22 protein-coding genes are annotated in these 23,428 nt (G+C 42.0%); 2 read left to right on the top strand and 20 right to left on the bottom strand.

The features are described 5' to 3' along the window. Positions 1 to 12: 12 nt before the first annotated feature. The 6 genes from ACMXYP_RS02680 to tviB are packed head-to-tail and all read right to left on the bottom strand — an operon-like array spanning position 13 to position 7,522. The gene (locus tag ACMXYP_RS02680) at positions 13 to 1,821 is read right to left on the bottom strand and encodes a hypothetical protein (RefSeq protein WP_415883466.1); all 1,809 of its coding nucleotides are present in this window, start codon (positions 1,819 to 1,821) and stop codon (positions 13 to 15) included. A 7-nt stretch (positions 1,822 to 1,828) separates the two neighbouring features. Beyond that, positions 1,829 to 3,616, bottom strand: a complete 1,788-nt coding sequence (locus ACMXYP_RS02675) for an ABC transporter ATP-binding protein (RefSeq protein ID WP_415883465.1) — start codon at positions 3,614 to 3,616, stop codon at positions 1,829 to 1,831. Continuing rightward, the gene (locus ACMXYP_RS02670) at positions 3,613 to 4,698 is read right to left on the bottom strand and encodes a DegT/DnrJ/EryC1/StrS family aminotransferase (RefSeq protein WP_415883464.1); all 1,086 of its coding nucleotides are present in this window, start codon (positions 4,696 to 4,698) and stop codon (positions 3,613 to 3,615) included. Before ACMXYP_RS02670 ends, ACMXYP_RS02675 begins: the two co-directional genes overlap by 4 nt. Further along, the gene (locus tag ACMXYP_RS02665) at positions 4,698 to 5,282 is read right to left on the bottom strand and encodes an acyltransferase (protein ID WP_415883463.1); all 585 of its coding nucleotides are present in this window, start codon (positions 5,280 to 5,282) and stop codon (positions 4,698 to 4,700) included. Before ACMXYP_RS02665 ends, ACMXYP_RS02670 begins: the two co-directional genes overlap by 1 nt. A 2-nt stretch (positions 5,283 to 5,284) precedes the next feature. Continuing rightward, positions 5,285 to 6,229 carry a Gfo/Idh/MocA family protein gene (locus ACMXYP_RS02660; RefSeq protein WP_415883462.1) on the bottom strand — a complete coding sequence of 315 codons (945 nt, stop codon included), beginning with the start codon at positions 6,227 to 6,229 and terminating at the stop codon, positions 5,285 to 5,287. A gap of 18 nt (positions 6,230 to 6,247) precedes the next feature. Further along, positions 6,248 to 7,522, bottom strand: a complete 1,275-nt coding sequence (gene tviB, locus ACMXYP_RS02655) for a Vi polysaccharide biosynthesis UDP-N-acetylglucosamine C-6 dehydrogenase TviB (protein ID WP_415883461.1) — start codon at positions 7,520 to 7,522, stop codon at positions 6,248 to 6,250. A 309-nt stretch (positions 7,523 to 7,831) separates the two neighbouring features. On the opposite strand from tviB, the gene mnmC reads away from it, so the two are divergent. Further along, positions 7,832 to 9,790, top strand: a complete 1,959-nt coding sequence (gene mnmC / locus ACMXYP_RS02650) for a bifunctional tRNA (5-methylaminomethyl-2-thiouridine)(34)-methyltransferase MnmD/FAD-dependent 5-carboxymethylaminomethyl-2-thiouridine(34) oxidoreductase MnmC (protein ID WP_415883460.1) — start codon at positions 7,832 to 7,834, stop codon at positions 9,788 to 9,790. A 75-nt stretch (positions 9,791 to 9,865) separates the two neighbouring features. Beyond that, a complete protein-coding gene (locus ACMXYP_RS02645) occupies positions 9,866 to 10,507 on the top strand; it encodes an HPP family protein (protein WP_415883459.1) in 642 nt (213 codons plus the stop codon). On the opposite strand, the gene ACMXYP_RS02640 is transcribed toward ACMXYP_RS02645, so the two are convergent. The 14 genes from ACMXYP_RS02640 to ccmA all read right to left on the bottom strand — a co-directional run bounded on the left by ACMXYP_RS02640 (position 10,476) and on the right by ccmA (position 23,259). Beyond that, positions 10,476 to 11,156, bottom strand: a complete 681-nt coding sequence (locus tag ACMXYP_RS02640) for a DUF4126 domain-containing protein (protein ID WP_415883458.1) — start codon at positions 11,154 to 11,156, stop codon at positions 10,476 to 10,478. The genes ACMXYP_RS02645 and ACMXYP_RS02640 overlap by 32 nt on opposite strands. 55 nt (positions 11,157 to 11,211) lie before the next feature. After that, positions 11,212 to 11,424: a YheU family protein gene (locus ACMXYP_RS02635; protein WP_415883457.1), complete on the bottom strand. Its 213-nt coding sequence runs from the start codon at positions 11,422 to 11,424 to the stop codon at positions 11,212 to 11,214. Positions 11,425 to 11,434: 10 nt separating this feature from the next. After that, positions 11,435 to 12,004 carry a hypothetical protein gene (locus ACMXYP_RS02630; RefSeq protein ID WP_415883456.1) on the bottom strand — a complete coding sequence of 190 codons (570 nt, stop codon included), beginning with the start codon at positions 12,002 to 12,004 and terminating at the stop codon, positions 11,435 to 11,437. Next, positions 12,004 to 14,034, bottom strand: coding sequence for an NAD-dependent DNA ligase LigA (gene ligA / locus ACMXYP_RS02625; RefSeq protein ID WP_415883455.1), 2,031 nt, complete (start codon positions 14,032 to 14,034; stop codon positions 12,004 to 12,006). The genes ACMXYP_RS02630 and ligA overlap by 1 nt, the downstream gene beginning before the upstream one ends. A 41-nt stretch (positions 14,035 to 14,075) precedes the next feature. Then, positions 14,076 to 16,184 carry a cell division protein ZipA gene (gene zipA / locus ACMXYP_RS02620; RefSeq protein ID WP_415883454.1) on the bottom strand — a complete coding sequence of 703 codons (2,109 nt, stop codon included), beginning with the start codon at positions 16,182 to 16,184 and terminating at the stop codon, positions 14,076 to 14,078. Between the two features lie 64 nt (positions 16,185 to 16,248). Next, positions 16,249 to 17,496 (bottom strand): c-type cytochrome biogenesis protein CcmI, encoded by a 1,248-nt coding sequence (gene ccmI / locus ACMXYP_RS02615; protein ID WP_415883453.1) that lies wholly within the window; start codon positions 17,494 to 17,496, stop codon positions 16,249 to 16,251. After that, positions 17,493 to 17,972, bottom strand: a complete 480-nt coding sequence (locus ACMXYP_RS02610) for a cytochrome c-type biogenesis protein CcmH (RefSeq protein WP_415883452.1) — start codon at positions 17,970 to 17,972, stop codon at positions 17,493 to 17,495. Before ACMXYP_RS02610 ends, ccmI begins: the two co-directional genes overlap by 4 nt. Next, positions 17,969 to 18,514 carry a DsbE family thiol:disulfide interchange protein gene (locus ACMXYP_RS02605; protein ID WP_415883451.1) on the bottom strand — a complete coding sequence of 182 codons (546 nt, stop codon included), beginning with the start codon at positions 18,512 to 18,514 and terminating at the stop codon, positions 17,969 to 17,971. The genes ACMXYP_RS02610 and ACMXYP_RS02605 overlap by 4 nt, the downstream gene beginning before the upstream one ends. A 19-nt stretch (positions 18,515 to 18,533) precedes the next feature. Beyond that, entirely contained in the window at positions 18,534 to 20,489 is a 1,956-nt protein-coding gene (locus ACMXYP_RS02600; protein WP_415883450.1) for a heme lyase CcmF/NrfE family subunit, read from the bottom strand. Beyond that, entirely contained in the window at positions 20,486 to 20,947 is a 462-nt protein-coding gene (gene ccmE, locus ACMXYP_RS02595; RefSeq protein ID WP_415883449.1) for a cytochrome c maturation protein CcmE, read from the bottom strand. Before ccmE ends, ACMXYP_RS02600 begins: the two co-directional genes overlap by 4 nt. After that, positions 20,944 to 21,123, bottom strand: coding sequence for a heme exporter protein CcmD (gene ccmD / locus ACMXYP_RS02590; protein WP_415883447.1), 180 nt, complete (start codon positions 21,121 to 21,123; stop codon positions 20,944 to 20,946). The genes ccmE and ccmD overlap by 4 nt, the downstream gene beginning before the upstream one ends. A 4-nt stretch (positions 21,124 to 21,127) precedes the next feature. Continuing rightward, positions 21,128 to 21,892, bottom strand: coding sequence for a heme ABC transporter permease (locus tag ACMXYP_RS02585; protein WP_415883446.1), 765 nt, complete (start codon positions 21,890 to 21,892; stop codon positions 21,128 to 21,130). A 12-nt stretch (positions 21,893 to 21,904) separates the two neighbouring features. After that, positions 21,905 to 22,624: a heme exporter protein CcmB gene (gene ccmB, locus ACMXYP_RS02580; RefSeq protein WP_415883445.1), complete on the bottom strand. Its 720-nt coding sequence runs from the start codon at positions 22,622 to 22,624 to the stop codon at positions 21,905 to 21,907. Next, entirely contained in the window at positions 22,624 to 23,259 is a 636-nt protein-coding gene (ccmA, locus tag ACMXYP_RS02575) for a cytochrome c biogenesis heme-transporting ATPase CcmA (protein ID WP_415883444.1), read from the bottom strand. The genes ccmB and ccmA overlap by 1 nt, the downstream gene beginning before the upstream one ends. Positions 23,260 to 23,428 lie beyond the last annotated feature (169 nt).

Here is a 23,428-nt window from a genome sequence, read left to right as displayed (position 1 = left end):
AAAACCTCTTAGCTAGTACTTAGAATCACTAGGAAATTCACCAGAATTTATAAATTTCCGATAACTACCATCTTCAACTGCGTCAACCATCACCTTATATTTATAGAGATTTTCACCTAACTGTGTATATCTACTCGCATTCAAAAGATTAAGAACATCGTTTTTCACAAAACATTTATAAAAAAAGGAATCTTTAGACATAACATCTTCTGAAGAACGGCGTAATTCGCTGCGTTTCCACCAAACATTATAATCGATAGCTAAGCGCCTAAGTCCTAAACTCAAGACATGTTTAAGCCTTTTTAAAAAGAATGTCTTACCAGATATCCTATCGGAAATAGCCGGTTTGTATGATTGCAAAGGAACCTTTGAGAGCTCCTTATAACGGTGATACAAAAACTCTTCCATTACGACCCTACCACTCAGGTATTCCTTCGGCCATGTTTTTGAAAAGTTATATATATAAGGCATATAGATAGAGTAAGACCTAACTTGACCTAACATGCTTTCAAATACCCCCCTTATACTATGACGGTATAAATGGTAATTCATAATTACACTTAAATTATTCTTACCTTTAGAAATATCGTTCTCGATTATTTCTTCAATTGATGATAGCACATCACCTTTATACTCAGAAAAAAACAAAAAATCAGAATCAATAAATTCATCTACTCGCATTTCTGCGTTAACTTTACAATTGGATTTAGCCTTTTGCTCCCCGAACAACAAACCCAATAAAGTTTTAAACTTGCGACTATATACATTCTCATTTCTACGGTTTACAAGTGCTTTTATATAATCCATATTTTTGATGATAGAATAATAAAAGAGTACTCTTTTTGAGAGTTCAGATGAATTTTTTGAACCTAACATGTCCTCATTTAGTACTCTCCCACCTATTAACCCCCCATGAGAACCGGTTAACAGTACGGAGTGCTCTGGCGAATCTACAATAGCTCGGCTATCAACAGCTTTAAGTATATTAGACTGTCCAATTGGGTTCCTACTTACATCAAGATAAACCTTATCATTGATATCAAGAGAATGAGGTGAAACCATTTTGACATCAACGCCATATTGCTTTGTTAGTTTCCTTGCATTTCGCAAGTCAAAAGGCTCAAGCACGGATGCCTTTTGACCAATCAAAAAAGAATTAACTTTTTTAAACAAGGATAAATACGGAAGTGGGAACCGAGAATCCAGTCCACCACTAGTAGAGACAAATAATGTATCGTCAGGGTTCTTAGATTGAACAACATTTACTGTCTTTTTGAGACAACTATCAATTTTATCAAACAGTTCTTCTTTATCACCTAAGAATGATTCAGTGTAGTTTATATCCAGATAACTATTAATACTCAACTGACCATTAATTTTAGAAAACTTTAGAATACTGCCTCTAGGAACAACATTAATCCCATTAATCCAAGTACGATTCTTAAGAGGCACTCCCAAAAGCATTATTTCATATAGTGATGTTTTACATATATCATTGACTGTCACATCAAGTTCAGATGCCACTTTCCAAAAGTCCGAGGAAATAACAAATTCACCTTCAACGTAACTGTAGAACCACTTTATAGTACCTAGCTCGTCATTGATGACATATAAAAAATCATCGTCTTCAAAAAGGCATGAAAAATCACCTACAAAATCAGAAACATCAACACCATCTCGGAGACATTTATAAACCTCAATATCGTTTATTTGAGGTTCAAAAATTTCACCGGCCACATAGCATTGTATTCCAGCAAAGTTTTTTAAACCCTCACTTACAATATTTAATTTTTGCTTTTTGCAGGAATAGAAGAATGACATTGCACACCTATGATAATGAATCTAGCTTTTTAAATTTTTTATTTTTGGATACAAGTTGCGAATAGGTACCTGAATCAACTACTTTTCCGCCTTCCATAAAATAAATGACATCACATTTTTTTATCGTAGATAATCGGTGCGCTACCAAAACAAGAGTTTTTTGCCCAGCTAATGCATCAATCGATTGCATTATGCTTTTTTCAGTAACACTATCCAATGCACTGGTTGCCTCATCAAAAACAAGCATTTGAGCATTATTATATAATGCCCTTGCTATGCCTATACGCTGCCTCTGCCCTCCAGACAATTGAACCCCTCTTTCCCCTACTGTGGAATATATACCTTCTGGAAGCTCTTTAAGAAAGTCATCTAGACATGCCAATTTAGCTGCCTTAGAAGCTTTTTGAATATCAATTTCTTCAATAGGCAATCCAAATCCAATATTTTCTAAAATACTAGAATCAGATAGAAATATAGTTTGAGGCACTAAACCTATGTTATTTTGCCATGAGACAGTATTTTTTGACGACAGTTTATTCTCATCTACTTTAATATATCCACTAGAAGGTTCAATTAACCCCATAATCAAATCAATAATAGTAGATTTACCACTTCCTGATGCACCAACAAAAGCGACTGTAGTATTCGCCGGAATCTTTAAACTGACATCAGATAATGCGTACTCGCTCTTTAATGGGTATCTAAAGAAAACATTATTAATATCTATTAATTTTTGTAGGTGGATAGAATCTCCAGAGGAATCACTTTCCAATTTTTGGCTATCTTTTAAATCAGCCTTTATAGATTCAAAAGCCGCATAATTCCCTTTTACCTTAGCAGCTGAATTATAGACAGCTTGCAAAGCAGGTAATACTTTAAACCCTGTCAAACCAAACACAGCTAACACAGGCAAAATATCACCCAAGTTTCCTGAGTGCTCTTTCAACAAATAAAGCACAAGTAAAATAACCGAGCCATAAGCAAATAACTCAACTATATACTTAGGGATCAAAGCTAAGGTCTGAACTGTTGTTTGCGCCAAAACGACCTTTTCATTTTCACAACAAAAACGTTTTATATAGTATTTCTGCCTACCAAATAAGGTTATATCTTTAATACCCCCAAAACCTTCTGACATCAACTTAAAGCGACTTGTATTAACCTCTGTCAATTGATTTCCAGCTTTATGTAGTCGGGATTTAAATAAAGCATAAATAACCAAATACGCACCTACAAATATACACAACCCAAAAAATGTCACTACTGGGTTATAAATCAATAAAGCTACTGACACAAAAAACACAAGCACAATTTTTGAATTCATTTGAAGCAACGGTAAAATAATGCCGTTAGTCAGCCTTCCGCTTTCTTGTGCAATTTTTTTCGTCAAATCACTACTAGAAGTTATTGAGTGTTCGACCCAGCTTTTATATAGATAAGTGCTATACAATCTATTACTAATACCAGCACCAATTTTCTGTCCATAAAGAATAGTGAGCCAACTATTGAAAACAGAGACAAGACTACCAAAAAGCAATAACAAGACTGAACAAACACCCAAGAAAAACACAAAATCTTCTGGGTTTGACAATCCACTCCAGTTATAGAGCTTAGATATCATTCCCCCATCATTTAATACTTCCATATCGCCTATAACAGCCATAAATGGAGCAATAGAACCAATAGCAATAATTTCTGAAAGTGACGTAATCAAAACCATGATCTGAATGACCATAATTTTTCTCTTCTCATCACTATTAAGAAGTCTATATAATTGAGCAATTAATTTTTTCATAAAGAAGAGATTATATTTTCACAAATCATATCTTGCTCATCTTCATTTAGATAAGGATTCATAGGTAGACTTAACACCTTTTCTGAAAGCGAATCCCCTACACACAAATCAGCTGACAAGTCCTGCACAGCAGGCTGTTTATTCAATGGGATTGGATAATGAACCGCAGTCGGAATACCCTTATTCGCCAAACCTTCCTGCAGTTTATCTCTACTATCAGTAATTAATGTATATTGAGCGTAAGCACTTACATTAAAATCCTTAATATGAGGGAGACAAATACCTGATATTCCACTTAATTTTTTCCTGTATAGTTCAGCAACACTTTGTCTCTTTTTAAGTTCATCAGGAAATATTTTTATCTTTTCCAGTAAAATAGCTGCTTGAATAGTATCCAACCTACTATTTATACCTACACGGACATGGTGGTACCGTTTATCCTGTCCATGCTTCGATATCTGCCTCAACACAACAGCAAGTTCTTCATCATTTGTAAATATAGCTCCTCCATCACCATAACAACCCAATGGTTTACTAGGGAAAAATGATGTAGTCGCAATACGAGTTAAAGAACCTGACATCCGTCCTTTATATGACGCTCCGAAACTTTGAGCCCCATCTTCAATAACAGGAATATTATATTTTTCAGCAATATTATTGATTTCATCAAAATCTGCACACTGACCATATAACGAAACCGCAATGATCGCTTTTGTTTTTGATGTTATAGCAACTTCTAATTTTTCAGGGTCTAAATTAAATGTCTTAGGGTTAACATCCACATAAATAGGTTTAGCCCCTAAAACAGCAACTGTTTCTGCTGTAGCGATGTAAGTAAAACCTGGAGTAATAACTTCATCACCTGGACCAATACCCAAAGCCATCTGAGCTATTTGTAAAGCATCGGTTCCATTAGCACAACTAATACAATGCTGGACACCCACAAAATCAGCCAGTTCAACCTCAAGCTCAGAAACTTCAGGTCCTAAAATATACTTCCCATGGGAAAGCACTCGCTGTATTGCCTGATCAATATTATTTTTAATCCGCTTTTGTTGAGTGGCAAGATCAATAAACTGCATCAAACATGAGCCCTTGTAAGTTTCGAGTCATTCAACTCATATATATCACCCGAGTGCGGGCAACAAACTCGTCCATTTCCTGTTAGAGGTATATCTAGTTGTTCGCCATATTCACTCATCCAACCTATCTGCTTTGCTGGCATTCCAACCATCAATGCATAAGGTGGTACATCCTTGTTTACAACAGCCCCTGCACCAATAAAAGCATACTTGCCAATTGTGACCCCACAAACAATTGTACAGTTAGCACCCAAAGTAGCTCCCTTACGTATAAAGGTACTTCGATATTCATTTTTTCTTTCGATCAACGAACGTGGGTTGTAGACATTGGTAAAAACCATACTTGGCCCACAAAACACACCATCTTCAAGATGCACATTGTCGTAGACAGACACATTGTTTTGAATTTTGCAGTTATTACCAATTACTACTTTATTCCCAACGAAAACATTTTGACCCAATGATACCCCACGACCAATTTCAGCACCTGAACAAACATGGACAAAATGCCAAATCCTCGACCCTTCTCCTATTTGGGCACCATCATCTACGATAGCACTTTCATGCTGAAAGAAATCAGCCATGATTAAAGCACCCTTTGTAGCAGAGGATGTGGATTTTCAGGCTGTACCGTCAGCGGGCTGACTCGAATATTTTCTACTGTTTCAATTGCAGCACGATTTTCTTCTACACCATAGCCCTTATCTTTAAGTACACGCTGGTAACTTTGGGTATGCAGATTTGTAAAGCCACCGGAGAACTCAAGCTCTTCCCCTTCAATAGAGATACTGCGGTAAGTCAACTTCTCTCCCTGAATAGCATTATCCGGAAGATGATTAGCATCAATAGACAGGAACCAACGTACTCTAGCTCGATCATACTCAAGGTAACCTGAGCAGGTCTTTTCATCGCGATAATGCACTTCGTTCTTCACGATGTCGCCAAAGATAAAATGCAACATGTCGTAGAAATGGACACCGATATTGGTCGCAACACCACCTGATTTTTCATCAAAGCCTTTCCAAGATTTTAGATACCACTTACCCCTTGAAGTCAGATATGTAAGATCGACATCAAACTTTTTATCTTCGGGCGCTGACTGCACTTTTTCACGCAATTTCAAGATAGATGGATGCAGACGCAGTTGCAAAATAGAGTTAACTTGAGCCCCATACTCTTGCTCATAACGTGTAAGAACCTCAAGATCACATGCATTTAAAACCAACGGTTTTTCACAAATAACATCAATACCATTCTGCAATGCAAACTTCATATGCGGTAAATGAAGGTAGTTTGGCGAACAGACAGCAATATAATCTAGTTTTTCACCTTTAATCTTTAAATCTTCAATGTAAGCAGAAAACTGCTCAAATTCAGTAAAGAATTCAGCATCAGGGAAATGACTATCCATAATTCCAACAGAATCATTTATATCCATCGCAACGACAAGCTCATTACCAGTCTCTTTTATTGCCTTCAGGTGGCGAGGAGCGATATAACCAGCTGCGCCAATCAAACCAAATTTTTTCATCAACTATCCCTTAGCCTATTACAGACGAATATCGGAAGCATTTTTTTCAAGCACATACTTCACATCATAAAGAACATGCTTTTCTTTACCATATGCCCTAACTTTTTCCTCACCCCATTTTTTATATTCTGAATGATCTACTGCAAGCACAATGGCATCATAAGCTCCATGTTCAGGTTGAGTGATTAAGTTAATGCCATATTCATCTTGAACTTCATCAGCATCAGCCCAGCTATCACATACATCTACTTGCATATTAAAGCTTTCAAGTTCTGTAATGATATCCACAATTTTTGTATTCCGAACATCAGGACAATCACCTTTGAAGGTAAAACCTAAAACAAGCACACGTGCTTCATCAATATGAATCTTTTTCCGGCTTACAGCTTTAACTAATTCAGTCGCAACATATGTTCCCATGCCATCATTAATTCTACGACCAGCAAGAATTACCTCAGGTTGATAGCCAACCTCTTTAGCCTTAAACGTTAAATAGTAGGGATCGACACTGATACAATGCCCGCCCACGAGGCCCGGTTTAAATGGTAAAAAATTCCATTTTGTCCCTGCAGCATCTAATACTTCTTGAGTATCAATATCTAAGCGATTAAAAATCTTGGCAAATTCATTAATGATTGCAATATTCAAATCACGCTGAGTGTTTTCGATAACTTTTGCTGCTTCAGCTACTTTAATTGAGCTAGCTTTATGGGTTCCTGCAGTTATGATTGATGCGTATAACTGGTCAACCAACTCTGCAATTTCATCGGTTGAGCCGGAGGTAATCTTTTTAATTTTAGTAAGCGTATTGACCTTATCACCTGGGTTAATTCGCTCAGGGCTGTATCCTGCAAAGAAATCTTTATTAAAAGTTAAGCCGCTACCGCGCTCAATAATTGGGATACAGACCTCTTCAGTCGCTCCCGGATAGACTGTTGATTCAAAAATAACAATATCTCCAACATCCATAACCTCTGACAACATTTCAGAAGATTTCCTCAATGGGTTTAGATCTGGAGCATTATTTTCATCAATTGGCGTAGGGACAGTAACGATATATATATTAAAGTCTTTAAGGTCTTCTAGACTATCCGAGTAAGATAAGTGAACGGCATCTTTGAGCTCAGCACCAGATACTTCTAGGGTTGAATCGTGCCCCCTCTGCAATTCATCTATTCGACCTCGATTAATATCGAATCCTAATACAGATCTAGTTTTGCCAAATTCAACTGCTAGAGGAAGCCCTACATAGCCCAGTCCAATAATAGCGATTTTCGCTTCACTCAGGTTCATTTATCTTCCTTCCGCTTATTTTTCAGGGACCAAATAGCCATAAATTGAGATTTCCACTTCCAACCCAGAATACAGATATGCACTGCTCAAAAACCGTCAGCTACCGCTATACTGGCAAGTCATTTTAAATGGCTTTTTTCATCATTCTTTAGAAAGCCGCAATTTTACCGAGGGCTTAACTTAATATCCATTGATAATTCAGTACCAAGCATTATCTCAAAGCCCTCTAGAACACTTGCTCTTGTTAACTAGACATGGAAAATATGGAACACAATCGCCATTTCCTTTTCACAAATATTAGGACCCCCTTTGAAAATCACTACAGCCACTGTTGATTGGAAATCCTCATCTCCTCATTCAGATCATTACGAAGATATCTACTTCAACCCTGAAGATGGCATATCAGAGAGCATTTACACATTTCTGGAAGCCAATGAAATATCTCCTTTATTTGACGCTAATAGTGATGCATGTGTAACTATCGCTGAAACGGGTTTTGGGACGGGACTTAACTTTCTACTTACGGCTTCTAAATGGCTACAACACTCATCTGAGCAATCAACGTTACAGTATATATCCGTAGAAAAATTCCCTCTTTCTCATTCTGATTTACATAAAGCCTTAGAGCAATGGCCTGAATTTAAAGAGCTCTCTCATACTATTTTGGAGCAATACCCACTACCCCAAGCTGGATTTCATTCGATTAAAATTCCACAGAATAGGATTGAGCTTCTTCTCATGTTCGGCGACGCAGCACAATCTTACTCCCGCTTAAACGCCAAAGTAGCTGCTTGGTACCTAGATGGTTTTGCCCCTTCTAAAAATCCTGACATGTGGTCACCGGAGCTGTTCCGTGAGATCGCTCGCTTGAGCAAGCCAGGCACAACCTTTTCTACTTTCACAGCGGCAGGTATTGTGAAACGCGGCTTAAGGGACGTTGGTTTTGATGTAAGAAAACAGAAGGGATTTGGTCGTAAGCGCGAAATGTTAGTCGGCACCTTTGTTGAGGACACAACTCCTACGCCGATTGAAAAACCTTGGTTTGAATTGCCTGCACCTGAAAAGCCAGAAGAGGTCACGATTATTGGTGGTGGCCTTTCAGGTTGTTCAACTGCGAGGGCTTTGGCCGAGCGTGGCGTCAAAGTTACACTGATCGAACAAGAAAGTCAGTTAGCAACTGGCGGATCTGGCAATCCTCAGGGTGCTTTGTACGCCAAGCTTCCAGTCAAGCAAACGACTCAGGGCGAGCTACACCTCAGCGGCTTTCTATACAGCGTTAATATGCTCAAGCGCATAGACCCAGAAGAATCCTTTTGGTCTCAATGCGGGGTAATGCAGCTTGCAACGAGCGATAAAGAACTCGCTCGTCAAAACAACCTAATAGAACAAGAAACTTATCCACAAGAGCTTGTTTCTCTTAAAAGCGCTGAGGAATTAGCTGAGATCGCAGGCACAGCCGTTAATTTTGATGGTTTGTTTTTCCCTTCGGCAGGTTGGGTTTCGCCACGAGCGTTGTGCGATCATTTTGTCGATTACCCAAATATCTCGGTAGTACAACAGCAAGTAGAAGAATTATCTTTTGCAGAAGGTCATTGGCAGTTAGCAACAAAAAGTGGAGAGACCTTATCGGCTAGCCATGTAGTTATCTGTAATGCCGAGATGGCGAACCAGTTTAACCAAACAGATCATCTCCCTCTTAAAACCATCCGAGGCCAGGTATCCATTACTCAAGCTAAAGCAACAAACAACCAGTTAAACAGTGTCGTTTGTGGTGATGGTTATATCTCGCCAGCGCATAACCAACAGTATTGTTTTGGCGCGACTTATGATCTTCAGGGTAAAGAGCGCAATGTTACACAAGATGACCATGAATCTAATCTAGAAAAGTTAAGTAAGGTTCTACCCGACATACATGCTGATTTAGCTGCAGAATCTAATGACCTACAAGGACGCACAGCATTCCGCTGCAGCACGCCAGATTACATGCCGATTGTGGGCCCTGCACCGGTGCAAGATCAATTTATTGAAACCTTCGCACAACTAAGAAAAGATCGAAAATGGCACTTTGATAATGCAAAAGCAGAGCATCACCCTAATCTCTACGTCAATACAGGTCATGGTTCTAAAGGGTTAATTACCTGCCCTATTTCAGCAGAACTATTAGCCTCGATGATATGCGATGATCCCCTTCCTCTACCCAAAGATGTCATTGATGCCATTAACCCAGCCCGCTTTATCATTAAGAAGTTGATAAAACAGACGATATAATAGGTTATAGCTGGAGTTGCATAACATGCAGCTTCAGTTTTATATTTGATTTATCCCTGTTTGGCTGGAGTAACTATGGCACTTTACGTATACGATCAAGGTTATCGAATACAAACACCTAAAGAGTCTCTCTTTAGGGAGAAAGGTGTTGATTCTCTAAAACACAGCCGCCACAGCCACCGTAGCGCAGATATGGAAGATCGTCTCCATGCCGACGGTGAAAAATTTGTTATCCCGGGGCCTCAAAAAGGCCCAGAAAATAATGACAACGCCAGCCGTGCTTATGCCTCTAATACCGCCGATAGCCATGCTGAACCTGACAGCCCGCAGTTGACGGTCTCTAGAATTATGGTTTCGCCGGTACATAGTGTGACACCAAGCACCCCTATCAGCAGCACTTGGAAACGAATGGATTCTCTGGAAATCAATCACTTGGTGGTGATGGAAGAGGATCAACGTCCATTAGGGCTTATTCACAAAACAGATCTTATTGCTGCAGGAACAGATTCTATCTCTCCTGTCCGATCTTTATGCACTAAAAAGCTAACGGCAGCGACACCTGAAACTATGGTTCAAGATGTCGCAATGAATTTTATAGAGAATGACATCAATGCAGTTCCAGTGGTTGATGATCAAGACCAGGTTGTTGGCATCGTCTGTAGAACAGACCTTTTGCGCTTACTGGTCAGTGGCCCTCATTTGGAGAGATGGGTTTAGGGCGTTGTGGTGGATGCGATGATAGCTCCTTAGGCTCCTCTTTATTACCGCCGAACAACCCAGCAATAAATCTAAATACCTTTTTCACACCACGCCATATCTTTGGAAGCAGCCATACCAACAGCAATATAAAGATTACCAAGCCAGCTAAGAACCAAATAGGGTGGTTAAGTGCAGCCCACAGGCCACCTAACACCAGCAGGTCTTCACTAATTGAAGCGGTCCAATTGGTCACAGGCTCTGGTGAAGTATTAATTAGTACGCGCCCACCCGCTTTCGCCGCATGACTTCCTGCTGCTAATGTGCCACCAGCCAAAGCTGCAGCCAGCTCTACTGCTGGCGTTACGTCGCCTACTGCACTGGCAGCTAAAGCTGCGCCTGCGGGGATTCGAATAAAGGTGTGTAATGTATCCCAGCCAGTGTCGACACCAGGTACTTTATCGGCAAAAAACTCGACAAAATACATAGCCCCAGCAGCCATCAATACTAGCGGATCACTGACAATCTGTAACTCTTCTGGTAAGGCTATATGCCCCATATTATTGAGCATGCCTAACATTAGGACAGTAGCGTATAAGTTAATACCACTTGCCCAACCAACCCCCATCGTCAGTGCTACTAAACTGACAATTTGTTCTAACTGATCCATATAAGTACCTCGCTGATTATCCAAGGCCTTACAGATCGAATAGAAAGGCCCAGCGCTACAATGTGTCTTTAGATACTATATTACAAAGGCCTGTACTCTCGCTGAACAAGATAACGACCTGCCCTGATTGCAAGAGAGATTTTACTTGGGCGACTTTATCGGAGAGAGAGAACTCATATTCACCATAGTCAGTACCATCACGGCTGACAAATTCTTCGATCAATGCAGTGAGTGTACCTGGTTCAAGTTCTTGATAGGGGATGATCATAAAGGTGGGACTACCAGATCTTCAACTTACTAAACCAGCTTTCTCCCTGCCAACGGTCTTTACATCCGTGCAGTTCACGCTGCCAACGATCATATCTTTGCTGAATACCACGCGCTTGCTTAGTAAGTTCTGGATACTTAGTTGAATCAAAACGGTGATAACCACCATGACCTAACCGAAGTGCTAAGTAGTGACCTGCCGCATTATCCCAAGCAAGACCATTACGGCTCACGCTCTGCTGTGTAAACCAACCAACAAAATGAACAGCATCTTCTACCTCTGTAGGCTCAGCATCCCAACGCTCACTACGGATACGAAATTCATCCCAATCTGCAGCACGAGGTCGAACGTGTTTTTTATCTAACTCAGTTAAAGGCAGTTCAAGCATAGCTAGAGTTAAAGCCAGAGGAGTACCGTATTTTTGCTGAACATTAACAGCCGGCTCAATCCAATCATCAGTGTCATCTAACTCATCACAGATCATCAGAGCTGGCTTAGTGGTAGCCCCACCAAAGCAACCAGAAAGAAGCAATGAAATGATAAGCACACCATAAGCTTTATGATTGAACCGAATTAGCATTACAGATTCACTCCATGCTCAGCTAGAAAGTTAACAAACTCATCTTCATCCATCGTAGCGATGTTTAACTCGTTTGCCTTTTTAAGTTTTGAGCCAGCACCCGGCCCAGCCACTACACAATCAGTTTTTGCAGAGACACTGCCAGCCACTTTGGCGCCTAAAGCCAACAAGTGATTTTTCGCATCACTACGCCCCATACGCTCCAACTTACCCGTCAGAACCCATGTTTTACCCTGCAAGACTAACTCATCTTCAGACGGTTTTTCTATCACTTCCCAAGAAATACCAGCCTCATTAATCAAGGCATCGATAACTTCGCGGTTATGTTCCTGCGCAAAAAACTGAGTAATATGCTTCGCTACAATCGGCCCTACATCAGGCACATCGACAAGCTCTTCTTCAGATGCTGACATCAGAGCATCTAGCTTGCCAAAATGATGCGCTAACGCTCGAGCAGTTGCCTCACCTACTTCACGAATACCCAAAGCGTATAGGAAACGCGGAAATTGTGTATTACGGCTGTTGTTAATCGCATTAATCAAATTCTCGGCAGACTTAGGCCCCATTCGCTCAAGCTTAGCGATCTCCGCTTGATCCAAGGTAAACAATCCCGCTGGATTATGTAACATATCCAGATCGACAAGCATTTCGATTAACTTATCACCCAGACCATCGATATCCATCGCCTTGCGGGATACAAAGTGCTTTAGCGCCTCTTTTCGTTGTGCCGCACAATACAAACCACCCGTACAACGAACAACTGCCTCCCCCTCTTGCCGCTCTACAGCCGAATCGCATACGGGACAAGATTTAGGAAACTCTACCGCTTCTGCTTCGGGTAACCTTCTATCATGTAACACTCGAACAACTTGCGGGATCACATCGCCAGCACGACGAATGATCACCGTATCACCTGCCCGCACATCAAGACGTTCAATCTCATCCATATTGTGTAAAGTGGCGTTAGAAACGGTCACACCACCCACGAAAACAGGCTCTAGACGAGCCACAGGAGTAACCGCACCTGTACGACCAACCTGGAATTCAATTGCACGAATTGTTGTCATCTCTTCTTGAGCAGGGAATTTATGCGCTATTGCCCAGCGCGGCGCTCGTGATACAAAGCCCAACTGTTTTTGCTGCTCAAGGTTATTCACCTTAAAAACGACACCATCGATCTCGTAAGGAAGCGAATCACGCAGCTCAGAGACTTTTTGATAGTACGTCATACAACCATCAACACCATCGACAACATCTAACAATGGATTGAGTTTAAAGCCCCACTCTTTTAGCTGGGTCAGTATGGCGGCATGCTCAGAAGCCAACTCACCTCCAGAAACGATACCAACACTATAACTACACATCTCTAGAGGTCGAGATGCGGTAATCTTGGGGTCCAACTGACGTAGACTCCCTGCTGCAGCATTACGTGGATTTACAAATGGTTTTTGTCCCGTTGCAGCTGCACGTTTATTTAGCAGTTCGAAGCCCGCTTTCGGCATGTAGATTTCACCACGGACTTCTAACCGCTCTGGGTAACCACTGCCTGTTAGCTTTAAAGGAATCGTAGGAATAGTACGTACATTCAGGGTGATATCTTCACCGGTGGTACCATCACCGCGCGTTGCGCCACGGACAAGCAAACCATTTTCATAAAGTAAACTTACGGCAATACCGTCTAATTTTGGCTCACAAGCATAATGTATAGATCCACCACCTTGCTGATCTAAACGCTCTAGCACTCTACGATTGAACTCTTGCATATCCTCTTCATTGAAAGCGTTATCCAAAGAGAGCATCGGCAGTTCATGTGCAATTTGGCTAAAGGCCGATAGAGGCTGCCCACCAACCCTTTGAGTCGGTGAATCAGATGTTATTAGCTCAGGATTTTCTCTCTCTAACTTTTTCAACTCATGGAAAAGTCGATCATACTCAGCGTCCGGAACCTCTGGATCATCCAAAACATAGTAACGATAGTTATGATGGTTTAGCTGCTCACGCAGAGATTCGATCTGTTCTTGTATAGACACGGTAAGACTCAATCAGGGGTATAGAGAGAAGAAAGCGCGGCTTAACGGCCACGCTTTTTAAGAGTTTTCATTTCAAAATCGCGAACACGCTGCCGGTAGTGTTCCATCGTCTGGCTTCTTAGCACCGATCGATTTTCATCGAGCATTTCGCCACCAAGATGCTTCGCTACAGTTTCTGCAGTAGCCAACATACACTCAAAGGCATCCATGACATCTTGCGGTTCTTCCATAGACATAAAGAACATCACCGCTTTTGTCGTAAGTGATTCGGGATTGTCTTGGACGAAGGTACCTGGTGGAAGTGCATTTGCCATGCTGAACTGTACAGGGCTAATCCCCGAGGCTTTTTCGAAACGATGATAAATATCCATTTCGCCAAAGTTCATACCGCAAGCATCAACTATTTTCTGCAATACAGGACCGTTAAACTGCGGCTGCTCTTTGGCAATCACCGAGATCACCAGAACATTTTCAGGATCTGGATCTTTCTCTAGAGGCTTCCGCTGCACACCTGCAGGCGCTACAACTGGCTCTGGCTCTGGCTCTGGCTCTGGCTCTGGCTCTGGCTCTGGCTCTGGCTCTGGCTCTGGCTCTGGCTGAACATCGGAAATAACTTCAACTTGCTCAACCATAGCATCTGGTTCTGGCGAATATTCTACTTCTTCACCCAGATACTCAGGCTCCATTGTTTTTTCATAACTGGCATCTTTAGTTTCAGCCTCTTCAACTTGAACCTCTTGAGCCTCAGCTGTTGGGGCTTTTGTAATAGTCTCTGTAACTGAAAGCTCGGAGCAATCATTATCTAACGCCGAACCTAGGGTTAGGTTGGCATATAGGTCCTCTTCTGCATGACCAAAATCAAAGCCTGTTTGTGGATCATCTTCAACGACTGAAGGAGTGCTATTCTCAACACCTTTAAGGTCCAACTGAGGAAAAGCTTCAGGTTCCTGTTCGCTTTCATGGATATGCTCTTTTTCATCAAGCTCATCCATAAGAAGCGTAACCGGCTTTTCGAAGTCGATCTCTTGAACAGGCTCAGCTACTGCTGCAATTACTGGCTCTGGCTCTGGCTCTGGCTCTGCAAGATTTTCTACAGGCTGTTCTATTTCAATAAGCGGTTCTGGTTTCAGCTCTTCGTCAACAACTTCTGTTAACTCAAGTTCAGTGTCAGACTCTTCCTGAAGCATTTCGTACTCATTAATTTGAGTGTTCGTTGCTTCAACATAATGATTCTGTTCAGTATCAACACTTTGAATTTCTGAAACTTCATCAGAAAACTCAGCATAGGACTGAGACTCTTGCTCTGCTTCCTGAACAATCTCAACTTCAGGTTCTGGCTGCACAGTCTCTTCGACTGCTTCAGGTTCTAACTCGACTATCGACTGCTCTTGAAGAACTTCATCTTCATGATATGGAGCAGTTACGTCTTCGATTTCAACAGCATTTTGCTCAAAACCCTCATTCGCAGTAACTAAAGGAACTTCTTTCTCGGTAACTTCCTGATACGACTGAAGTTCTGGTTCTGGTTCTGGTTCTGGTTCTGGTTCTGGTTCTGGTTCTGGTTCTGGTTCTGGTTCTGGTTCTGGAATAGTTTGTTCTACTACACGAGCAGGACCCAACACTCCTTCATCCATAGCATAATCGGACAGTTCAGGTTTTGTTTCTTCCGCTTCTTTTGGAAGTGGCTCATCCATTACAGGGATATCATCAACAGTTAGCGTCGGCTCTAAGGAAACCTTACGCGCACTACCAACAATACCATCATCAATATCGAGATTATCATCCCAAACCGGTGCTATAGGCTCTTCTTTTTTAACAGATTTCTCTTCTGTAAGCGGTTGTATTTCTTGTGCATCCAATTCACTTGTAGCAGAAGAACTTTGAGCCTCAGCAGAGGGAGAATCACCGTCTAAATTTGGACGGTGATTAGAGAAAAGAGGGTCATCATCTAACGCAACCTTGCGGGCACCACCTGACGGTAACTCTGGATTAAATGAGTCATCTCCCTCTGGAAGATCAACAAAGTTTTTGTCGATGTTCATCTTTAGGCGATTACGCCCAATTTGCATACGACGCCAACCATCCAAAACAATCAGTAGGATTAAAACAACCCCACCGATTATTAACCATTCACGCAGAGTGATTTCCATGTGCTTAGTCGCGACCTTATCTTAAAAAAACGGTAAATAAGTACCCACTATAAAAGAGCCAGATTTATTCGACAACTCTATCGATCGTAAGAATCATTGGTAAAGTTGTTCCGCGTACCTGAACAGGGGAGATCAAACCATATAGATCACCTGACTGCTCTTTTGGCTCACCCGTTTTTGAGACTCTCGCAGATACTTCAACAGTTGATACCGTAGACAAGCCTGACTGAGGATTCATCGCTTTAGAATCATCAAGAACGACATCAATCGGTAGGTCAGAAACTTGAAGTTTAACAGCTGCTAACGGGATACGACCGCCTACTTCGCGAGCAAACACAAAGACAGTGGCATCAGCAGCAACTTGCTGTTTCAGCTGGTCGTCAATATTCACTTTCAAGCTGATTGATGCTGGCATTAGCTCAGGAATTTCTGGTACATCAACACCTTCAGCGATCAAGGCATCACGGGCATTACGTACTCCAGAGCGAAGAGATTCTGCAGTCTTACCGTCAGAGTTACGAAGCGCTTTCAACCAGAAATCCAGCGCACCTTGATAATCTTTATGCTCATAGCGATCAATACCTAACAAACCTAAAACGGTAATTTCTAGAGGCTTAATCGCTAGCGTCTTATCAATAACCGTTTTGATCTCAGGGCTCATTTTACTTTCATTAGCAAAAAATAGAGCCTGCGCGTACTGACCTAGGACATCCGCATACTGAGGTGAATCTTCAGGTAATAAAGATACAACCTTTTCAAAACCAGCAGCGCCCTCTTTAAAACGCCCTTGATTCATATAGGTCGTTGATAGTAAGTACCAACCCTCAGGGTTTTCTGGATTCAACTTAAGCTCTTTTTCAAGCTGTGCAACAGCCTCTTCCAATGTTGGCTGTTTACCATTGAATGGATCTTTTGGCTGCTGCATTGATAGTTCAAGATCAGCAGAGCGTCCATAAACGGAGTACAAACCAATTGCAGCAACAGGAATCATTAACGCCAACAACGTCACAGTCACTAGTGTTTGCGAAGTTAACGCTATTTTATTCTTAGATTGTTTTTGCTCGTTTACATCTGAAAGCAGATTTCGCTCAAGCTCAGTTTTCAACGTCGCAAAATCCGTATCATCTAGGTTGCCTGCAGCTTTCTCTTCTTCTAATTCGGATAAACGCTCCTGAAAGATCTCGATGTTTTGTTGTTCGCGATCTTCAGCAACCTCATTTTGAATTAGGCGTCTAGCACGTACAAAGGGTAAAAATACAAAAGCAATAGCCAGTACCGTTAACAGCGCTATGCCTACCCATAGTTCAATCATTTATCTTTACCCTTATCTAAAATATCTTTCAGGCGCTGGGCTTCATCACCGCTGAGAGATGAATCTAAATCTTGCCCTTTTTCGTCCACTTTCTTCTTGCGCTTTCGAGAAAGAAAAAACATCACGATAATACCGATAACAGCCAACACAAACGGGCCATACCACAACACATAGGTCGCTTTATTAACCGGCGGGCGATATAAAACAAAATCACCGTACCTTGCTACCATAAAATCGACAATTTCGTCGTTATCGTTGCCTTCTTGCAACATCTTGTAGACTTCATTACGCAGATCAGAAGCGATAGGCGAGTTAGAGTCCTGCAAGTTTTGGTTTTGGCATTTTGGACAACGTAGCTCGAACGTTAATTGACGAAAGCGTTCGCGCGTTTCCTCATCCTTAAATTCGTAAGTATCAATGGCTGCCCATAACGACATAGGCAGAGAAAATAGCAATAACGCTAGGATTTTTCTCATTGTGCAGCGACCTTCTCAGAACTGTTGATCTGATCAATTATCCCTTTAAGCTTGGTCCAAACTTGCTGATCGACAACACCCACATGCTTATAGCGGATCACACCTTGTGCATCGATCACATAAGTTTCAGGTGCTCCATAAACACCAAGATCTAGGCCTAAGCTTCCTTTGTCGTCATAAACATTTGTTGCGTAGGGATCTAAGTATTTATTCAGCCAAATTTTTGCTTTCTGGCGCTCATCTTTATAGTTAATACCGATAACTTTATAGCCTTCGGCCTTAATACTATTCAGCTGTGCATGCTCTTCTTTACAGGATGGACACCAAGTTGCCCAAACGTTAACTAAAGCAGCTTCACCCTTAAGATCATCAGCGTTCAGCATCTTCCCTTCGTCATACAATGACGATAGTTCAAACTGAGGGAAAGGCTTATTCAGAAGCGCTGAAGGCAATTCCGTAGGATCCAGTTGCAGACCACGCCAAAGAAAAACACCTATTCCCAAGAAAATCGCCAATGGAATAAACAAAACAAAGCGACGCATGATTATTTACCCTTAATACTTAAGCGTTTGCTACAGCACGCTTATTTTGTTTTCTATAACGCTTGTCCATCGCAGCCAACAAACCACCAACGGTCATTAGCAAGCCGCCCAACCATAACCAACGTACAAATGGTTTATGCTGAACACGAACCGCCCATGCACCGCCTTCAAGAGGCTCACCCAACGCAACATATAGATCTCGGGTTAAACCTGGGTCAATTGCGGCTTCAGTCATAACTGTGCCACTAGCGTTGTACATACGTTTTTCTGGGAACAGTTCGCCATAAGCTTCACCATCTTTCAGTACACGTAAACGCGCTTTATCAGAAACATAGTTAGGGCCTACAACATCTCGAGTGCCGTCAAAAATAAACTCGTACTGTTTAAAGCTAAGTTTGTCACCTGGCACCATTCTAAGATCGCGCTCTTCGTTGTAAATAGATACTAGCGTCATACCAACAATCGTTACCGCAACACCGATATGGGCTAATACCATCGCGTAATAGCTACGAGACAACGTAGTTAGTGCCTTAAAAGGAGCCTTACGGTGAGAAACTTTGTTCCAAATATCTTTAATCGATACGAACGTAATCCAGAATACAAGCGCCATGCCCAGGAATACGTACCAATCAAAGCCATCGCCATACAGCATAGGGAACACAGCAGCACAGACAATGCTTAATACAAATGGAATGACTAATTGAGCGGTAAGATATGTACTCTTAGTACTCCTCCAACGAGAAAGAATACCAAAGCCCATAAAGCCAACCATTACAGCCATTAGAGGTATAAAGAGTGCGTTAAAGTACGGAGGACCTACCGAAATTTTACCCATACCTAAGGCATCAATAAGCAGCGGATACAATGTTCCTAATAGGACCATCATCGCTACTACCACTAATAGAATATTGTTACCTAACAAGAAGGTCTCGCGGGAAACCAATTCAAAACTTGATTCACTTTTTACATGCGCGGCTTTCAATGCGTAGATCAACAAAGAGCCACCAATAGTGATCGCCAATAGCGCAAGTAGGAAGTAGCCTCGCTCCGGGTCTGTCGCAAAGGCATGTACTGAAGTAAGTACGCCAGAACGAACCAAAAAGGCACCTAATAAGCTCAAAGAGAAGGTAAAGATCGCTAGCAATACGGTCCAGCTTTTAAACACACCACGCTTTTCAGTAACGGCTAAACTGTGAACCAGTGCAGTACCTACCAACCATGGCATAAATGAAGCGTTTTCTACTGGATCCCAGAACCACCAGCCACCCCAGCCTAATTCGTAATATGCCCACCAGCTTCCTAATGCGATACCTAGGGTTAGGAATGCCCACGCAACAATTGTCCAAGGACGAGACCAACGCGCCCAAGCCGCATCTAAACGACCGCTTAGCAAAGCAGCAATAGCAAAGGCAAACGCAACAGAGAAACCAACATAGCCCATGTACAGCATTGGCGGGTGCAGAATCAGACCGATATCTTGCAGCAATGGGTTAAGGTCGCCACCCTCTTGTGGGAAACGAGGCAAATGACGTTCAAATGGACTCGATGTCATCAGTGTAAACAGGATAAAACCAACACTGATAATACCCATGACACCTAGTACACGAGCGACAATATCTTGCGGTAAGTTGTCACTTTTAATCGCTACAGCCCAAGTCCAACCACCTAGGATCACAACCCAAAGCAGCAATGAACCTTCATGCCCGCCCCAGATAGCACTGATTTTGTAATAGATAGGTAGCGCTGTATTTGAGTTTGTTGCGACATAAGCAACAGAGAAGTCATCTACAACAAAGGCGTAGCCAAGACATACAAGGCTGACCATCAAGAAGGCAAACATGCCTGTCGCTAAAGGACGAGCAAAGCCCATCCATAAAGCATTCTTACTATAAGTACCTGCTAACGGAACAACCGCTAATAACGCAGCCAAACATAAAGATAAAATTAGTGCGTACTGACCTAACTCAGGGATCATTTGTTAAACACCTCACCCTCTGGTTTAGGCATATGACCACTCTTTTCTAGTGCTTCAGCAACTTCTGGTGGCATATAGTTTTCATCATGTTTAGCTAACACTTCAGTTGCCTCAAGTTCATTAGAGCTATTTAATTTACCTTGGGAAACGATACCCTGACCTTCACGGAATAGGTCAGGCAAGATACCTTCATAATGAACCGTCATTACGCTTTCGTAATCTGTAAGTTGGAATGTTACTTTCAGACTTTGAGGATCACGCTTAACACTGCCCTCTACAACCATGCCACCCGCTCTAATTCGCGTATCCTTAGGCGCTTCACCCTTAGCAATCTCAGTTGGAGAGTAAAAAAGGTTAATATTTTGGCTAAGAGCAAACATAGTTAGGCCAACAGCCGCTCCGACACCAAAAACAATAAATAAAACGATAATTAAACGTTGTTTGCGTTTAGGGTTCATGAAGATTTTTTCTCCCTGCGCAGGCGACGTGCAAGATCAGAGATAACCTTCTTCTTTTGCAGTGCCGGATTCACAATATTAATAACAATAACGAATAGAGCGATGGCATAACTCAACCAGACATATAAACCATGTCCGCCCATCGCGATAAAATCTGAAAAACTATCAAAACTCACTGGATTAGCCTCTCTGTTTTTCTATCAATTCCCGCACCCAACTGGAGCGACGTTCTCGATATAAAATTTCATTTCGAGTACGCATCATCAAAGAGACCGCGAAAAAACAATAAAACCCTATGACCATGACGAGCAGTGGCACCCACATTTCCGCGGGCATCGCCGGTTTTTCAGTCAAGGTAAATGTTGCTGGCTGATGTAGAGTATTCCACCAGTCAACTGAATATTTGATGATCGGGATATTCACTAAACCAACCAAAGATAAAACTGCAGAAGCTTGAGCCGCCGTTGCTTCACTCTCTATTGCTGAGTTCAAAGCAATAACGCCCAAGTAAAGGAATAGAAGGATTAGCATAGACGTTAAGCGCGCATCCCAAACCCACCAAGAACCCCAAGTAGGTTTACCCCAAATTGCACCTGTAGCTAGAGCTAAGATCGCAATGGAAGCACCAATAGGCGCACAAGACTTAGCGACCATATCGGCCACTTTCATTTTCCAGATAAGTCCAATTGCACCTGCGATTGCCATCATCATGTAGCAGGATTGAGCCAAGATAGCGGAAGGAACATGGATATAGATAATTCTAAAGCTGTTACCCTGCTGGTAATCCTCTGGAGCAAAACCTAGCGCCCAAACAACACCTGCAATAAGTGCAATAGCTGCCGCGATTGCAAATCCTGGCAGCAGCTTACCCATAATTTCATAAGACCAGCGTGGCGATGCCAATTGATAAAACCAACGGGGCATCCACTTCTTCTTTTCGCTCATAACAACCTAAACTTATCCGCTCACGGAAATTCGTAATGCTGCACCAATTGCAAGAGGCGCCATCACAACACCCAAAGCCAAAATAGCGCCTAATAACGCAAAATACCCAGCAAGCGGCAATCCTGTCACTGCCGCCTGAACTGCGCTGGTGCCAAAAATAAGCACAGGGATATACAGCGGCAGCACCAGTAGAGATATCAGCACGCCACCTTTTCTTAATCCCACCGTCAATGCCGCACCGATGGCACCGATTAAACTTAATGTTGGTGTCCCTAACAACAGACTCAACATCAAGCCACTCATTCCTTCTGCTGGTAAAAACAGCATAACCCCGAGTAGGGGCGCTAATAGCGTTAATGGCAGACCGCTCATCATCCAGTGAGCAATCACTTTAGCCAACACAACCACAAACAGAGGCTGTGGACTTAACAGCGTCTGCTCTAATGTTCCATCTTCGAAATCCGATCGAAATAGGCTATCCATAGACAATAAGGTAGCGAGCAATGCTGCTACCCAAACAACACCGGGAGCCACCTCAGCCAAGAACGTTGGTTCAGGGCTCACACCCAGTGGGAATAATGTCGCGACCATTAAAAAGAAAATGAGCGGATTAAACAAATCGCTTTTTTTGCGATAAGCCAACATTAAATCCCGCTTTAATACGGCATAGAATAAACTTGATACAGACGTATCGCCCTGACCTAACTCATCTTTTGTCACTGTCTGGTCCATTAAGTTCCCGCCAATTCATCAAGATTTAATCGACGAACCTGCTCACCCACACCTAGCTCATGGTGAGTGGTCAAAATCACACAACCACCTTGCTTCGCATGATCAAGAATAAGCTGTTCTTTTTCAGCGACACCTTTTTTATCAATGGCAGTGAAAGGCTCATCGAGAATCCACAACTTAGCGCTACTTAAATACAAACGCGCAAGGCTCACTCGACGATTCTGACCTGCAGAAAGCGTATGGCATGGAGAATCTTCAAAACCGGTTAATCCCACTTTATCCAACGCCATAGGGATATCAGCGACATTTATCCCCGGATGCATAGCTGCATACCATTGGAGATTTTCTTCAGGCGTGAGCACAGCCTTCACCCCAGGGTGATGACCAAAATATAGGAGCTCTCTACGGAATTCTTCGCGAACCTCTGAGACAGGCTCTCCTTCCCAGTAAATATCGCCTTCATAATGATTAGATAGACCACTGAGGATACGCAGCAGCGTCGTTTTACCGCTACCGTTTTGGCCTTCAATCTGGATAACTTCGCCTTGTGATACAGAAAAATTTAGATCTTCGAACAAAATACGTTCGTCACGCTCACAAAACAGGTTTTCAACTTGTATTAACGCTGTATCCAAATCAATCCCCAAACCCAATCGAGTCTTCCGACCTATTTCTTAAACGTGGAATCACTTAAGAAATGTAATTTACGGCAATAAACTATACTTTTTACAATATCTGCCGATTATTAACCGAGGGATTATATACGAATATCTGATTGCACGGCACTGTTGTATTGCTTTCTAA

The sequence above is a fragment of the Neptuniibacter sp. QD34_54 genome (assembly GCF_047778055.1).
Lineage (GTDB): Bacteria > Pseudomonadota > Gammaproteobacteria > Pseudomonadales > Balneatricaceae > Neptuniibacter.
Note: the sequence above shows the minus strand (reverse complement) of the source record. Positions and strands in the feature narration are given on the sequence as shown.